The organism is Myceligenerans pegani (assembly GCF_014892515.1).
In the GTDB taxonomy this organism is placed as follows: Bacteria; Actinomycetota; Actinomycetes; order Actinomycetales; family Cellulomonadaceae; genus Myceligenerans; species Myceligenerans pegani.
Genome location: NZ_JADBGR010000109.1, coordinates 33,856 through 49,827 on the forward strand (window position 1 = coordinate 33,856; position 15,972 = coordinate 49,827).

The following is a 15,972-nucleotide window of genomic DNA, read 5'->3' on the forward strand; positions in this document are numbered from 1 at the left end:
GTCATCGGTCACTGCCGGCGACCTCCTTTCCGAACCGCTCGGAGGCGGGAAGCTTCTGACCCGGCAGGGGTGGCACCGGGTACCCGTCGGCGAAGGCGTCGATGGTCTCGGGCTCGGCCGGTTCCGCCTTGCGGCGTTTCTCCGGCCAGAACAGCATCGGGATCAGCACGAGGACGACCACGCCGGCGGCGAGGTAGAAGAACGTGGAGCGCGGCAGCTCGGCGATGGTGAGCGCCCACTGCACGCCACCCAGCACCACCACCCAGCCGAGGGCGACCGGGATGAGCATCTTCCAGCCGAGCACCATGAACTGGTCGTAGCGCAGGCGCAGCAGCGTGCCGCGCACCCACACGAAGAAGAACATCACGGCCCAGACCTTGACCACGAACCAGACGATGGGCAGCCAGCCCGTGTTCAGGGCGTCGCCCAGGAACCCGTCCGGCACGGGTGCGCGCCAGCCGCCGAAGAAGAGCGTCACCGCCACGGCCGAGACGTTGAGCATGTTGATGTACTCGGCGAGGAAGAACCAGGCGAACTTCATCGACGAGTACTCGGTCATGTAGCCGGACACGAGCTCGCCCTCGGCCTCGGGCAGGTCGAACGGGAGCCGGTTGGTCTCGCCCACCATCGAGATGATGTAGACCACGAACGCCGGGGCCAGCGGGATGAACCACCACACCTGCGTCTGGCTGTTCACGATCTGCGACGTCGACATCGACCCCGCCATGATGAACACGCTGACCAGGCTCAGCCCCATGGCGAGCTCGTAGCTGATCACCTGCGCCGTCGAGCGCACCGCGCCGAGCAGCGGGTACGTCGACCCCGACGACCAGCCGCCGAGCACGATGCCGTACACGCCGACGCTCGCCGCCGCGAGGATGTAGAGCACCGCCACCGGGAAGTCGGTGAGCTGCGCCGGTGTGGAGAAGTCCGTGAACGGGATGGTCACGCTCGGCCCGAACGGGATCACCGCGAACACCAGCAGCGCGGCCGACACCGAGAGCATCGGCGCCAGCAGGTAGACCACCCGGTCCGCCCGCGTGACGTTGACGTCCTCCTTGAGCAGCAGCTTCATCGCGTCGGCGAGCGACTGCAGCATGCCCTTGGGGCCGTGCCAGTTCGGGCCGGGCCGCAGCTGCATCTTCGCCACGACCTTGCGCTCGAACCAGATCGCGAACAGCACCGACGTCAGCAGGAAGACGACGATCAGCACCGCCTTGACCACCGACGCGAGGATCGGCTCGGCCGAGAAGTCGGCGGCCACGCCGCCCTCGGCGGCCGCGAGGATCACCCCGTTCATGACTCTTCCTTCCCGAGCGGCCGAACCTGTACGACGTCGCCCGGCGTCGCGCCGAGCGCGTCGTGCACCCGGCTGCCCGTGCTCGCGAGCGGGACCCACACGACGCCGTCGACCATGTCCCCCGTGACCACCACCGGCAGCGTGATCGCCCCGCGGCCGGTGCTGACCTCGGCGCTCCCGCCGTCGTTCAGGCCGAGGCCGGAGGCCGTCGCCGCCGAGACGCGGGCGACCGGCCGCTTGGCCGTGCCCGCGAGGTGGCGCTCGCCGTCCTGCCCGCGCGCGTCGTCGAGCAGCATGCGCCACGACGCGAGAACGGCCGTGCCGTCGGCACCGGCCACCTTCGCCGGCGCGCCGGGCTCGGGAGCCGCGAACGCCCGCGCCTCGCGGCCCGCCGTGGCGGATCCGTCGTCGGACGCCGACGACGCGCCTGCGGGGGCCCCGGCCCGCGCACCCGACCAGGCGCCGAGCGCGGCGACCGCCAGGTGCGCCTCTGCCGAGGTCCCCGCGCCCAGGTCGCTGCCCATCTGGGTGGCGAGCGCGTGCAGCGCACGGTGGTCGGGCAGCGCCGGCGAGTCGAGCGCGGCGCCGAAAGACCGCACGCGGCCCTCCCAGTTCCAGTAGGAGCCGGCGCGCTCCACGGGCGGGGCGACCGGCAGGACGACGTCCGCCAGCTCGGTCACCTCCGACCGCCGCACCTCCAGCGACACGACGAATCCGGCTGCGGCCAGCGCCTTGCGCGCGTGCTCGGGATCCGGCAGATCCGCCAGTTCGACGCCGCCGACGAGTGCACCCGACAGGTGCCCGACGCTGAGCGCGTCGATGATGCCGGCCGTGTCGAGGCCGGGGGCCGCGGGGATCCGCGAGACGCCCCGAGCCGTGACGATGCCGCCGGACTCCGTCGTCGTACCGTCGGCGTCCGCCGCCGTCGCGCCGTCCTCGGCGTCGGTGCTCAGCCCCCAGACCTCGGCGACCTCGGAACGGGCCTCCGCGTCCGTCACGGGACGACCACCCGGCAGCAGGTTCGGCAGCAGGCCGGCCTCGACCCCGCCCCGCTCGCCGGCGCGGCGGGGGATCCAGGCGAGCCGCGCGCCGGTGGCCTCGGCCAGTGCGAGCGCGGCCGCGTAGGCGCCGGGTGCGGCGGCGAGGCGCTCGCCGACCAGGATGACGGCGCCGGCGGAGCGCAGGGCGCTCGCGGCCGCGGTCAGGTCGCCTGCCGTCGCCGCGCCGTCCGTCGTCGTGGTCGGCGTCGTGGTCGGCGTCGTCGTACCGTCCGCCGTCGCTGCGGAACCGGCCGCGTCGCGGAGCGACGCCAGCACGCCGGCCTCCGCGCCCGGAACGGCAGGGAGCAGCGTGCCGGACAGCTTCGTCAAGCCGCGCGAGGCGTACGGCGCGACGCCGAACACCCGGGTGCCGTTGCTCGCGACACCCTTGCGGAGCCGCAGGAACGTGACACCCGCCTCTTCCTCGGCCTCGAGGCCGACGAGCAGGACCGCGGGCGCCTTCTCGAGGTCGGAGAACGTGACGCCGACACCGGTCCCGGCCACGGCGTGGGCCAGGAACGCGGCCTCCTCGGCGGAGTGGGCGCGGGCCCGCTGGTCGATGTCGTTCGTGCCGAGCACCTGTCGCGCGAACCGCGACCAGGCGTAGGCGTCCTCGACGGTGAGCCGGCCGCCGGGCAACACCCCGACGCCGCCGGTGTCGCGCGCCTCGGCGAGACCCCGCGCGGCGATCTCGAGGGCCTCCGCCCACGACGCCGGCCGCAGCTCGCCGCGACCGCCGTCCGCGTCGCGGTCCCGCACCAGGGGCGTCGTCAGGCGATCCGGCGCGGACTGCCAGGTGAACGCGAACCGGTCCTTGTCGGTGATCCACTCCTCGTTGACCACCGGGTCCTCGCCGGACAGGCGGCGCAGCACCTGGCCGCGGCGGTGGTCGATGCGGATCGCAGACCCGCAGGAGTCGTGCTCCGCGATGCTCGGCGTGCTCACCAGGTCGAACGGCCGCGACCGGAACCGGTACGAGGACCCGGTCAGCGCCCCCACCGGGCAGATCTGCACGGTGTTGCCGGAGAAGTACGAGGAGAACCCCTGCCCGCTGACGTCGGTCTCCGCACTCCCCTTCGCCGCGTCGGCGTCGGCCCCGACCACGGCGTTGTCCCGGGCCTGGGAATCCGCGACGGCGGCCGGGCCGGACGGCGCCGCCGACTCGTCGTGCTCCGCGCCGCCGCAGCCGCAGCCCGGGGACTCGAAGCCGAGGATCTTCTCGTCGAAGCGGCCGATCTGCTGCTTCGCCCCGCGCATCTGCAAGGCGATGAAGGCGTCCCCCGCGATCTCGTCGCTGAACCGCGTGCAGCGCTGGCAGAGCACGCAGCGCTCCCGGTCCAGCAGGATCTGCGCGCTCAGCGGCACCGGCTTGGGGAAGGTGCGCTTGACATCCTCGAACCGGCTGTCGGCCCGGCCGTTGGTCATCGCCTGGTTCTGCAGGGGGCACTCGCCGCCCTTGTCGCACACCGGGCAGTCCAGCGGGTGGTTCATGAGCAGCAGCTCCATGACCCCCTGCTGCGCCTTGTCCGCGACCGGCGACGTGACCTGGGTCTTGACCACCATGCCGGGCGTGACCGTCATGGTGCACGACGCCTGCGGCTTGGGCATGGGCCGCACGTTGCCCTCGCGGTCCGGCATCGCGACCTCCACGAGGCACTGCCGGCACGCGCCCGCGGGCGCGAGCAGCGGGTGGTCGCAGAACCGTGGGATCTCGATCCCCAGCTGCTCCGCCGCCCGGATGATCAACGTGCCCTCGGGCACCTGCGCCTCGATCCCGTCGATGGTGAAGGTCACCATCTTCGGCTCGGCCACCTCGCCCTCGGGCTTCGATGTGGTGACGGTCATCAGTGACCTCCCGCGCCGGCGCCCGCGAGGGCGCCCGGCGTTCGCGTCTTCGGGGTGTACGGGAACAGGGCCGACGCCGACGGGTCGAACGGGCAGCCGTGCCCGTCGATGTGCGCCTGGTACTCCTCCCGGAAGTACTGGATGCTCGACGTGATCGGCGAGGTGGCGCCGTCGCCCAGCGCGCAGAACGACCGGCCGAGGATGTTGTCGCAGAGGTCGAGCAGCAGGTCGATGTCCTGGTCCTGGCCCTGCCCCTCCTCGATCCGGTGCAGGATCTGCTTGAGCCAGTAGGTGCCCTCGCGGCACGGCGTGCACTTGCCGCACGACTCGTGCGCGTAGAAGTCGGTCCACCGGCTCACCGCCCGGACCACGCACACCGTGTCGTCGAAGAGCTGCAGCGCGCGCGTGCCGAGCATCGACCCGGCCGCCCCCACCGACTCGTAGTCGAGCGGCGTGTCCAGGTGCTCAGCCGTGAACAGCGGCGTCGACGAACCGCCCGGCGTCCAGAACTTCAGCGGCTTCCCGCCGCGCATCCCGCCGGCCTGCTCGAGCAGCTCGCGCAGCGTGATACCGAGCGGGGCCTCGTACTGCCCGGGCCGCGTGACGTGCCCCGACAGGGAGAACAGGCCGTGGCCCGTCGACTTCTCCGTGCCCATGCCGGTGAACCAGTCGACGCCGTTCGCCACGATCCCCGGCACGCTCGCCACGGTCTCCACGTTGTTCACCACGGTCGGCCGCGCGTACAGGCCCGCCACCGCGGGGAACGGCGGCTTGAGCCGCGGCTGGCCGCGCAGTCCCTCGAGCGAGTCCAGCAGCGCCGTCTCCTCGCCGCAGATGTAGGCGCCCGCGCCCGCGTGCACCGTGACCTCCAGGTCGAAGCCGGAGCCCAGGATGTCCGTGCCGAGATACCCGACCCGCCGGGCCTCGGCCACGGCCTCCAGCAGCCGCCGGTACACGTGCAGCACCTCGCCACGCACGTAGATGAAGGCGTGGTTGCAGCCGATCGCGTACGACGTGATGATCACGCCCTCGATCAGGTGCTGCGGGCTCGCCATCATCAGCGGGATGTCCTTGCAGGTGCCCGGCTCGGACTCGTCCGCGTTCACGACCAGGTACCGCGGGCCGCCGTCGTCGGGGGGCAGGAATCCCCACTTCATGCCGGCGGGGAACCCCGCGCCGCCACGACCACGCAGGCCGGAGTCCTTCACGGCCTGCACCAGGTCGCCCGGCGACATCCGCAGCGCCTTCTTGAGCCCGGCGTACCCGCCGTGCTTCTCGTACGTGGACAGCCGCCACGACCGCGGCGAGTCCCAGGTGTCGGTGAGGACGGGAACGAGATCAGTCATCGCGCCTCCTCCCCGGGCTTCTTGTCCTTGCCGAGCTCGGTGTCGGCCGGCGTCGCGGGCTTGCGCTCGGCGCTCGAACCCGGCTCGCCCGGACGGGGACGGCTCCTCCCATCCTCCGGGGCCTCGGGGCCACCCGGCTCCTGCAGGCCCTGCTCGCGGGCGATCCGCAGCCCGGCGAGCGACGGCTCGCCCGCGCCCACGCCCTCGTGGGCCCGGCCGTCGGGGAACCCGGCGAGGATCCGGCTCATCTCCTTGAACGAGCAGACACTGTCCGCGCCGCGGGTCGGCGCCACGTCCTCGCCCGCCCGCAACCGTTCGGTGACCTCCGCGGCGGACTCCGGGGTCTGGTTGTCGAAGAACTCCCAGTTGACCATCATCACCGGCGCGTAGTCGCAGGCCGCGTTGCACTCCACCCGCTCCAGGGTGATCGCGCCGTCCTCGGTCGTCTCGTCGTGCCCGACGCCGAGGCGCTCGCTGAGCTCGTCGAAGATCGCGTCGCCGCCCATCACCGCGCACAGGGTGTTGGTGCACACGCCGACGGTGTACTTCCCGTTCGGCTTGCGCTTGTACTGCGTGTAGAACGTCGCGACGGCGCTCACCTCGGCGGCGGTGATCCCGAGCTGCTCGGCGCAGAACAGGATCCCGTCCCGGCTCACGTACCCGTCCACCGACTGCACGAGGTGCAGCATCGGCAGCAGGCCCGAGCGCGGATCCGGGTAGCGCGCCATGATCTCGGCGGCGTCGGCTCGCAGGGACGCCAGGGTCTCGCCGTCGTAGGACGCCCTGGTCTCCACCGGTTCGGCCGTCATCGGTCCACACCTCCCAGCACGGGGTCCAGGGACGCGACGGCGACGACGACGTCGGCCACCTGGCCGCCCTCGCACATCACCGACACGGCCTGGAGGTTGTTGAACGAGGGGTCACGGAAGTGCGCGCGGTAGGGGCGCGTGCCGCCGTCGGACACGGCGTGCACGCCGAGCTCGCCGCGCGGGTGCTCGACGGTCTGCCACGCCTGCCCTGCCGGTACCGGGAAGCCCTCCGTGACCAGCTTGAAGTGGTGGATCAGGGACTCCATCGAGGTGCCCATGATCTTACGGATGTGCTCCAGCGAGTTACCCTGGCCGTCGCTCCCGATGGCGAGCTGGGCCGGCCAGGCGATCTTCTTGTCCGCCACCATCACCGGCTCGCCCTCGCTCGCGTCGAGCCGGGACATCGCCTGCTCGGCGATCCCGAGGGACTGGTAGCACTCCTCGAGCCGCAGCACGACGCGGTCGTAGCTGTCGGCGTTCTTCGAGACCGGCACGTCGAAGTCGTAGGTCTCGTACCCGCAGTACGGGGCGGACTTGCGCACGTCGTACGGCAGGCCCGTGGACCGCAGCACCGGCCCCGTCACGCCGAGCGCCATGCATCCGGCCAGGTTCAGCACGCCGACGTCGGTCAGGCGGGACTTGAAGATCGGGTTCGCCAGCATCAGGTCGCCGAGGTCCTTGAGGTAGCCGCGGACCTTCTTCAGGGCTTCGCGCGCCTGGTCGGTGAAGCCCTCCGGCACGTCGACCGCCACGCCGCCCGGCCGGATGTACGCGTGGTTCATGCGCAGGCCGGTGACCGCCTCGAACAACCGCAGGATCTCCTCGCGGGCGGTGAACGCGATGGTCATCACCGTGGTGGCGCCCATCTCGTTACCGCCGGTGCCGATCGCGATCAGGTGCGAGCTGATCCGGTTGAGCTCCATCATCAGCACGCGGATCACCGAGGCGCGCTCCGGCACGTCGTCCGTGATGCCCAGCAGCCGCTCGGTGGCCAGGCAGAACGCCACTTCCTGGAAGAACGGCGCCACGTAGTCCATCCGGGTGCAGAACGTGGGCCCCTGCGTCCAGGTGCGGAACTCCATGTTCTTCTCGATGCCGGTGTGCAGGTAGCCGATGCCGGCGCGGGCCTCGGTCACCGTCTCGCCGTCGATCTCCAGCATGAGGCGGAGCACGCCGTGCGTCGACGGGTGCTGCGGGCCCATGTTGACGACGATGCGCTCCTCGCCGATGGCCTCGCGGGTGATCTCGTCCCAGTCGCCGTCGCCGTAGGCCTCGAACCCGCGGATCGCGCGGGCGGTCTCGTCGTCGATCGGCCGGGTGGCGCGGGCCGGGCCGCCGGACGCGCCGGCCGATCCGGCGGGGTGTTCTGCTGTCGCGGTCACGAGTAGACCCTCCTCGTGTCGGGCGGGGGAATCGTGGCCCCCTTGTACTCGACCGGGATGCCGCCCAGCGGGTAGTCCTTCCGCTGCGGGTGGCCCTCCCAGTCGTCCGGCATCTCGATGCGCGCCAGGCCGGGATGGTCGTCGAACACGATGCCGAAGAAGTCGTACGTCTCGCGCTCGTGCCAGTCGTTGGCGGGGTACACGGACGTGGTGGACGGGATATGGGGGTCCTCGTCCGGGGCCGTCACCTCCAGGCGCAGGCGACGTCCGTGCGTCACCGACACCAGGTGGTAGACGGCGTGCAGCTCGCGGCCGGTCTCGTGCGGGTAGTGGACCCCGGAGACGCCGAGGGAGAGCTCGAACCGCAGATCCTGGTCGTCCCGCAGCGCCTGGCACACGGGGACCACGTGCTCGCGCGCCACGTAGAGCGTCAGCTCCGCCTGCGGCGCCTCGGCCGAGTCGGCGCCGTGCAGGTCCACGACCACCTTCTCGATCGCCGCGTCCGGGTCGACGCCGCCGGTACGCAGGACCTCGGTCAGCACGTCGACGACGCGGTCGAACCAGCTCCCGTAGGGGCGCGGCGACGGGCCCGGCAGCGCCACGGGCCGCACGAGGCCGCCGTATCCCGACGTGTCCCCGGAGCCGTGCGCGCCGAACATGCCGTGCCGCACCTCCACGACCTCGAGGTGCGAGCCGACGCGCTCCAGATCGCTCGGCCGGCCGCCGGCACCGGAGCCGGGCAGGCCCGCGCCCTGCGCCGCCTTGTCCTGGATGGCCCTGCCTTGCGCCGCCTTGTCCAGCGCGGCCTTGTCCTGGGCCGTCTTGTCCGGGGTCACCTTGTCCGGGGTCGCGTCGTCCTGGGTCGCCTGGTCGTTCTCGTCGCTCACCGCAGCAGCCCCTTCTGCTCGAAGGTCGGCGTGGCCTCCATGGCGGCGGCCTCGGCCGCCCGCGCCGCCTCGGCGCGGTTCGCGCCCAGCGGGGCGTTCTGGACCTGGTGGTGCAGCGCGAGGATCGCGTTGATCAGCATCTCCGGCCGCGGCGGACAGCCGGGCAGGTAGATGTCGACGGGCACCACGTGGTCCACGCCCTGCACGATCGCGTAGTTGTTGAACATGCCGCCCGACGACGCGCACACGCCCATGGAGAGCACCCACTTGGGCTCGCTCATCTGGTCGTAGACCTGCCGCACCACCGGCGCCATCTTCTGGCTCACGCGCCCGGCCACGATCATCAGGTCGGCCTGACGCGGCGACGCGCGGAAGACCTCCATGCCGAAGCGCGAGAGGTCGTAACGGGGCGCACCCGCGGCCATCATCTCGATGGCGCAGCACGCCAGGCCGAACGTCACCGGCCACATCGACGCCTTGCGCATGTAGCCGGCGAAGTCCTCGATCGTCGTCAGGAGGAATCCCGACGGCGCTTCCTCGACACCCATGTCTCTCCTCTCAGTGCCCCTGGCTGACATTTCCTCGTGCTTGCTCCGGGCGGCTGCCTCGTGCCTCGGCAGACGCCCTCGCTGCGCTCTTCGTCAATGTCATACCCAGTCGAACCCGCCGCGCCGCCACTCGTAGACGAACGGGACCGTGATGAGCGCCAGGAAGGTGAACATCGCGACCAGTCCGAACGTGGCGAGGGTGGTGAAGTCGACCGCCCACGGGTAGAGGAAGACCACCTCGATGTCGAAGACGATGAACGTCATCGCCACCAGGTAGTACTTGATCGGCAGGCGGCCGCCGCCCAGGGCGTTCGGCGTCGGCTCGATGCCGCACTCGTACGCGTCGAGCTTGGCCCGGTTGTAGCGCTTGGGACCGATGACCGCGCTCGCGGCGACACCGCCCAGCGCGAGCACCGCCCCGATCCCCATGAGAATCAGGATGGGCAGGTAGGGATTCATGCTGCTGCCTTCCAGATTGCCCTCGACAGTTCCTTCACGAGCGTGGCACCACCTTCGTCAAGCCGGCGATCGTGCGGTCGATCCAATCGCCGCCGCTCGGCTCGTAGCAGTCGGACAAGAGTTTGAGGACGAACTGCATCACGACCTTGCGCGGCAGCCCGTACTTCACGCAGGCCCGCATGACCTGCGGGTGCTCGATGAGCCGCACGAACCAACGGCCCAGGGTGTAGTAACCGCCGAGGTCCGCCCGCATACGGTCGGCGTACGTCGCCAGCGCGGCCTCGCGCGCGGCGTCGGTGGACTTGTGCCGGGCGGCGGCGATCGCCTCGGCGGCGACCCGGCCGGCCTGCAGGCCGTAGGCGATGCCCTCGCCGTTGAACGGGGACACCATGCCCGCGGCGTCGCCCGCCAGCAGCAGGCCGTCGGCGTACAGCGGGCCGCGGTTGAAACCCATGGGGAGCGCCGCGCCCCGGACCTTGCCGGTGGCCGCCTCGGGGCCGATCTCCCAGCCCTCGGGAGCGGAGTGGGTGAGCCAGGTGTCCTGCAGCGCCCGGTAGTCGATACCCGCCCGGGACTGCCGAGCGGGTGTGCTGTGCACGCTGCCCAGGCCGACGTTCGCGGTGCCGTCGCCGAGCGGGAACACCCAGCCGTAGCCGGGCAGCAGGTCGGAGCGGCCGGGCTCGCCCGACCACAGCTCCAGGTGGGACTCCATGAACGGGTCGGCGTGCCGCGGCGTCGTGTAGTACGCGCGGACCGCGGTCCCCATGGGCCGGTCGTCGCGGCGCATCCGCCCGACGCCGGTCGCCAGGCGCGAGCTCACGCCGTCGGACGCGACGACGACGGGCGCCCGGAACGTACGCTCCGGGCCCTCGGCGCGGCCACGGCCGTCCAGCGGCTGGGCTTTGACGCCGGTGATGCGGCCGGTGCGCTCGTCGGTGACGGCGCCCGTCACCTTGGTACTGGTCAGAAGCTTGGCGCCGCTCGCCTGCGCGTGCTGGGCGAGCGTCTGGTCCAGCGTCACGCGGGCGCGGGCCATCCCGTACCCGGGATACGCGGTGAGGTCCGGCCAGTCGAGCTCCCAGGAACGGCCGGTGGCGTGCACGCGGAGGCCGCGGTTGCGGATCCAGCCGTCGCGCTCGTCGGTGTCGACGCCCATGCGGACCAGTTCCGAGACGGCGCGCGGCGTGAGGCCGTCGCCGCAGATCTTGTCGCGGGGGAACTCGGCCTTCTCGAGCAGCAGCACGTCGAGGCCCGCGGACGCGCACCAGTGCGCGGTGGACGAGCCGGCCGGGCCGGCGCCCACCACGATGACATCAGCGTCGTCGTCGCGTCGCTTCACGTGCTCACCCCCGATTGTGAACTCGCTGCTGGGTGTGATGACAGGTCCTTGTGAACCCTGTCACAACACCGCCACCCTAGCCACACGAGACGGACATTGGGTAGCAAGGCGAACCTAACTTCGGGCGGTGATCCGCGTCACGCCCGAGGGTCGCCCGTCGTCGACCATCCGTCGTGCGTGGTGGGAGAGCTCCCGGCACGCACACCGGCGTGGCCGCGGCGTACTCCGGGGCGGCCCTCGCCGGACGCCGTGGTTGGGGGGCGTCAGGCCGGGCGGGTGCCTCGGTGGAGGGCGACGACCCCGCCGCTCGCGTTGCGGTAGTGGACCGGCTTCCAGCCCGCGTCGAGCATCAGGCGGGCCAGGGCGACCTGGTCGGGCCAGGAGCGGATCGACTCCGCGAGGTAGTCGTAGGACCCCTTGTCGCGCGTGACCGCCCCGGCGACCACGGGCAGGGCCCGCATCAGGTACTCCTGGTACAGCACCCGGAACGGCATCCAGGTGGGCGTGGAGAACTCGCAGATCACCACGCGCCCGCCGGGCCGCGTCACCCGCAGCATCTCGCGCAGTGCCGCCGAGGTGTCCACGACGTTCCGCAGGCCGAAGCTGATCGTCACCGCGTCGAAGGATTCGTCCGCGAACGGCAGGCGCGTCGCGTCGCCCGCCACGAACGGCAGGTCCGGGCGCCGCTCCTTGCCGACCCGGAGCATGCCGAGGCTGAAGTCGGACGGCACCACGAGCGCGCCGTCGGCGTCGAACGGCTCGCTGGACGTGCCCGTCCCGGCGGCGAGGTCCAGGACCCGGTCTCCCGGCTTCGCCCCGACCGCCTCGCGCACCAGCTTCCGCCAGCGGCGGTCCTGCCCCAGCGAGATCAGGTCGTTGGTGAGGTCGTAGCGCTTGGCGATGCCGTCGAACATCGACGCGACTTCGGCAGGCTGCTTCTCCAGGCTGGCGCGAGACATGGGGTCATCGTCCCACGCCCGTCGCGGGGATATCGCCGTCGCGGGACGGCCGCTTCAGTCCTCGGCCAGCGCGTAGCGCATCGGCTCCAGCTTGGCCTCCGACTCGGCCAGCTCCGCCACCGGGTCCGACGCCGCCACGATCCCGCAGCCCGCGAAGAGGCGCACGTGGCGCGGATTCCGCTCGGAGATCTCGGCCGAGCGCAGCGCGATGCCCCACTCGCCGTCGCCGTCGGCACCGACCCAGCCCACCGGCCCCGCGTACCGCGCCCGGTCCATGCCCTCGATCTCGCGGATCAGGGCGCGGGCCGCCTCGGTCGGCGTGCCGCACACGGCGGCGCTCGGATGCAGGGCGGCGGCGAGCGAGAGGGACGACGGCGGTCGTGGTGCGGTCGCGTCAGGCCCGCCGCCGGCCTCGGTGTTCCACCGCCCGTGCCCGGCATCGCGCCCGTCGTACGGGCCGGCCGGGTGTCCGCCGTGCGCTCCGGCGGACAGGTCGAGCACCGCCGTGACATCCGTGGCCAGGTGCATGACGTTCGGCAGGTGCAGCACGAACGGCCCGTCCGGCACGTTCATCGACGAGCAGAACGGCTCCAGGGCGGCCGCCACGGAGTGCGCCGCGTACCGGTGCTCCTCCAGGTCCTTCGACGAGCGGGCGAGCTGCGCGGCCGTGAGCACGTCGGACGCCTCGTGGTCGGGGCCCTCGGCGCGAGGGATCGTGCCCGCCAGCACGCGGGACGTGACCAGGCCCTTCTCGCTGCGCACGAGCAGCTCCGGCGTCGCGCCGACCAGCCCGTCGACGCTGAACGTCCAGCACGCCTCGTACGCCTCGGCCAGGCGCCGGAGCAGGTGGCGCGGGTCCACGGGGCGCTCGGCGGTGGCGACGACGTCGCGCGCCAGCACCACCTTGTCGAGTTCGCGCTCCGTGATCCGCGCGACGCCCTCGGCGACGACACCCTTCCAGTCCTCCGGGCCGACCGACCCGTCGGCGTAGACGACCCGGCCCGGCGCCGTGACCGGCGTGCGGGGATAGGCGTCGGGCAGCGTCTCCGGAGCCGGGGCGGCGCGGTCGCCCAGCAGCTCGATCGTCGTCGTCCAGCACACGCCGTCGCGGCGGCCGACGACGACCCGGGGCACGATCAGCGCCCCGCTCGCGCGGGTGGGGTCCTCGGCCTCGTCGCCCGGGACCACGTCGTCGAAGGCGAACGACCCGAACGCGATCGGCCCGGTACCGGGCAGGACGACGTCGTCGTGCACCGAGGCGCCGACGAGCACCTGGTGCCAGGCGTGCTCGGCATCGGCGAACCGGCCGGGGCCGAACGTCTCGAACCGTAGCGCCTCGCCCCAGCCGACGACGCCGTCACCGTGCTTCACCCAGGCGAGCGGGCGGGCGTCGGGCAGCAGGTCGACGAGCGCCGTCAGGTCGTGCGGCAGGTCGTCGACGCGCGAGGTGCGAACCATGAGGCGCGGCGGCGCGAGCGGAGGTGCGGTGATGGTCATCGTTCCCCAGAATAGGCCGGTTCCGCCGCCGTCCGACCCCCGTGCAACGGACATCACACCGGCCGCCGGCCCGCGGCCGCGCGGGTGACGGCGCGGATGGTGCGGCGTGCTGTGGTCGGGGGGTTCCGTGTGGTCGGGTGTTTGGCGTGTGGTCGGGCAATCACCTGACCGACCACACGGCAATCCCCCGACCACACGCCGGCACCGGCGCCCACCGGTCAGTGCGGCGCCGGGCGGAGGGCCGGCCTACGGGTCGCCCGCCTCCGGGCCCCGGCCGATCGGGTGGAGGGGGTCGCCCCACACCTGCTCGCGGAAGTTCGACCAGACCTGGACGTCGGAGGTGGCACCCAGGAAGTCGATCTGCGCGCCCGACAGGGCGAGCAGCCACGCGATGATCGACTGCGGCGGCTCGTCGGCGATGTCCTCGAAGTCGGGACAGCCGAGGTTGATCCCCGAGAGGTACATGGTCGCGTTGCCGTCCATGGAGACGTAACCCGCGCCCGTCTCGGTCCCGGCCTCCGTGCCCTCGTCGTACGCGTAGGTCTTGAGCCAGAAGCCCGGGACCTTCACGTGGTCGGCGACGATCCGGATCGCGTCGCGGCGCTGCACCTCGTGCGTCACGGGAACGGAGACCAGCGCGATGGACCGGATCCCGCTGATCTCGAGGTCCTTGGTGCGCAGGTCCGCCGGCAGCGAGAACGTGTTCCGGTTGTCCTCGCCGGCCGGGATCATGGGCAGGGTGACGTTCCGCTTCTCGCCGTCGCAGACGTAGCCGATCGAGAGGCCCCGCTCGGACTCGTCGGTCGAGAACAGCTCGTCCGCCGCCGCGTCCGACTCGTCGGACGACGCGCCGTCCCCGGACCCGCCGGAGCCCTCGTCCTTCGCGCCGCCCGGCGAGTCGTCGCCGGAACCGCCCGTGACACCGTCGACGACGTCCCCGACGCCGTCCGTCACGTCGTCCACGACGCCGCCGTCCGGGTCGCCCGACTGAGAGGTGCTCGGGGACGACGACGGCGACTCGGACGGGTCGGCGTCGCCGCCCTCCTCGTCACACGTGATGATGGGGATCCAGGAGATCGGGTCCCAGCAGTCCTCCTCCGCCGTGCGCAGGGCCGTCGGCTGCATGCCGCCCAGGACGAGCGCACCGGCCAGCGCGACCGCCGCCGACTTGGCGGGCAGGCTGTTCCCGCCGCCGTCGACCACGTGGAGACCGCCGGGCGCCTGCGGGCCGTCGCCGGCGGCCGCGCCACCGGACTGACCACGACCGGACGGCGCACCGTCGGACACGCCGCCACCGGGAGGGCCGCCAGGCGCCGCGCCACCGGACTCCGCGCCACCGGGCGGACCGCCGTCGGACACCTCGAAGATGCCGTCGCTCGTGGCGGTGCTCGTCGCGTCGTCGTCCGACCGGTCCTGCGCGGACGCGGCGTCCGCCGGCGACCACGACACGACGACGACACCCCCGATCGCGCCGAGCAGGAAGCCGACCACCCAGCCGCCGAGGTTCACCCCTGACAGGGTGTACACCGAGATGGCGAGGATGATGACGCCGTAGAAGACGCGGTGGACGGGCTGCAGCACGGACAGCACGCCCAGCAGGATCAGGGCGATGGGCAGGACGGTCGCCTGGAAGCCCTCGATGCCGACCCCGAGCGTCAGGTCGGGCACGCCGCCGATACCGAACGTGTCGGCGAGCCCGCCCAGATCGATCGGGCCGGAGAGCAGGAGTTCCAGGCCGGCCAGGATCACGAGCACGCCGCCGACGAACGGGCGCTGTCTGCGCCACGGGCCGAACGCGCGTCGCGCGGCGTCCAGCCTGCCCCTCAGCCCGGGGCGGGCGGCACCGGCCTGACCGTCCCCCGGGTTCAGAAGCACTCCTCGCCGTCCGTGAGCTGGAGCTTCAGATCGGTCAGCTGGAACACCGCGGCCTGCGTGCTCCACGACACCTGCTGCAGGCCGTCGATGTCGATGGAGTCGGAGTCCATGGCGAAGTCGCCCTGGTCACCCTTGCTCGTGGTGTTGACCTTCGACGCGTCCACGCCGATACGGATATCGCGGAAGGTCGCCGTACCGGAGAGGTCCGTCATGCCGATCTGAAGGTCGGTCGCCTTGGCCGGCTCCTCGCCGTCGCCGGCCGTGATCTTGAGGCCGACCTTGCCGAGAGCGGTCTCCTGCACGACGGTCTGGCAGAGGTTGTAGAGCTTGGCGTCCTTGATGTTCGCGATGGCGGCGGGGTGATGCGTGCCGTCGGCGGCCGTCGCCTGCCCGGCGTACTGCGAGAACCCGACGCCCTCGAGCCGGTCGGCCGCGATCTTGAACTCACCGCCGGCGATGGCGAACGAAACCGGGACCGCACCCTGTGCCACGCCACCGAGGAGCAGGCTGGCCGCCGCCGCCACCGGGACGGCGGCGAGCGCGACGCGCCCCTTGCGCGTCTTCGTCAGGTTGCTGAGCTTCATGTGATTCCCCTTTGGACACAGATCGAGGCGACTCCTTCGTCGTCGAGCGCGACCGTAGCGGACTACTGAGTGACAGTCAATTGTCTCGACGTGGTAACCGGA

At 72.1% G+C, this 15,972-nt stretch carries 13 protein-coding genes; all 13 read right to left on the reverse strand.

What is annotated here, in order from left to right:
* Position 1: 1 nt before the first annotated feature.
* The 13 genes from nuoH to IIE03_RS23215 all read right to left on the reverse strand — a co-directional run bounded on the left by nuoH (position 2) and on the right by IIE03_RS23215 (position 15,870).
* Positions 2-1,300, reverse strand: a complete 1,299-nt coding sequence (gene nuoH, locus IIE03_RS23155) for an NADH-quinone oxidoreductase subunit NuoH (RefSeq protein ID WP_192865157.1) — start codon at positions 1,298-1,300, stop codon at positions 2-4.
* Positions 1,297-4,185, reverse strand: a complete 2,889-nt coding sequence (locus IIE03_RS23160; protein ID WP_192865158.1) for an NADH-quinone oxidoreductase subunit G — start codon at positions 4,183-4,185, stop codon at positions 1,297-1,299. Before IIE03_RS23160 ends, nuoH begins: the two co-directional genes overlap by 4 nt.
* A complete protein-coding gene (gene nuoF / locus IIE03_RS23165; protein ID WP_192865159.1) occupies positions 4,185-5,531 on the reverse strand; it encodes an NADH-quinone oxidoreductase subunit NuoF in 1,347 nt (448 codons plus the stop codon). The genes IIE03_RS23160 and nuoF overlap by 1 nt, the downstream gene beginning before the upstream one ends.
* Positions 5,528-6,340 carry an NADH-quinone oxidoreductase subunit NuoE gene (gene nuoE, locus IIE03_RS23170; protein WP_192865160.1) on the reverse strand — a complete coding sequence of 271 codons (813 nt, stop codon included), beginning with the start codon at positions 6,338-6,340 and terminating at the stop codon, positions 5,528-5,530. The genes nuoF and nuoE overlap by 4 nt, the downstream gene beginning before the upstream one ends.
* Positions 6,337-7,650 (reverse strand): NADH-quinone oxidoreductase subunit D, encoded by a 1,314-nt coding sequence (locus IIE03_RS23175; protein ID WP_192865319.1) that lies wholly within the window; start codon positions 7,648-7,650, stop codon positions 6,337-6,339. The genes nuoE and IIE03_RS23175 overlap by 4 nt, the downstream gene beginning before the upstream one ends.
* A 68-nt stretch (positions 7,651-7,718) precedes the next feature.
* Positions 7,719-8,465, reverse strand: a complete 747-nt coding sequence (locus IIE03_RS23180) for an NADH-quinone oxidoreductase subunit C (RefSeq protein WP_408632869.1) — start codon at positions 8,463-8,465, stop codon at positions 7,719-7,721.
* A 140-nt stretch (positions 8,466-8,605) separates the two neighbouring features.
* Positions 8,606-9,157, reverse strand: a complete 552-nt coding sequence (locus IIE03_RS23185; RefSeq protein WP_192865162.1) for a NuoB/complex I 20 kDa subunit family protein — start codon at positions 9,155-9,157, stop codon at positions 8,606-8,608.
* 99 nt (positions 9,158-9,256) lie between these two features.
* Complete coding sequence (locus IIE03_RS23190) at positions 9,257-9,616, reverse strand: NADH-quinone oxidoreductase subunit A (RefSeq protein ID WP_192865163.1); 360 nt, start codon at positions 9,614-9,616, stop codon at positions 9,257-9,259.
* Between the two features lie 34 nt (positions 9,617-9,650).
* Entirely contained in the window at positions 9,651-10,955 is a 1,305-nt protein-coding gene (locus IIE03_RS23195) for a geranylgeranyl reductase family protein (protein WP_318843141.1), read from the reverse strand.
* Positions 10,956-11,218: 263 nt separating this feature from the next.
* Complete coding sequence (locus tag IIE03_RS23200; protein ID WP_192865164.1) at positions 11,219-11,914, reverse strand: demethylmenaquinone methyltransferase; 696 nt, start codon at positions 11,912-11,914, stop codon at positions 11,219-11,221.
* Positions 11,915-11,968: 54 nt separating this feature from the next.
* The gene (locus IIE03_RS23205) at positions 11,969-13,411 is read right to left on the reverse strand and encodes an isochorismate synthase (protein ID WP_192865165.1); all 1,443 of its coding nucleotides are present in this window, start codon (positions 13,409-13,411) and stop codon (positions 11,969-11,971) included.
* 246 nt (positions 13,412-13,657) lie between these two features.
* The gene (locus IIE03_RS23210) at positions 13,658-15,286 is read right to left on the reverse strand and encodes a DUF6114 domain-containing protein (RefSeq protein WP_192865166.1); all 1,629 of its coding nucleotides are present in this window, start codon (positions 15,284-15,286) and stop codon (positions 13,658-13,660) included.
* Positions 15,277-15,870: a DUF6230 family protein gene (locus IIE03_RS23215; RefSeq protein ID WP_192865167.1), complete on the reverse strand. Its 594-nt coding sequence runs from the start codon at positions 15,868-15,870 to the stop codon at positions 15,277-15,279. Before IIE03_RS23215 ends, IIE03_RS23210 begins: the two co-directional genes overlap by 10 nt.
* Positions 15,871-15,972 lie beyond the last annotated feature (102 nt).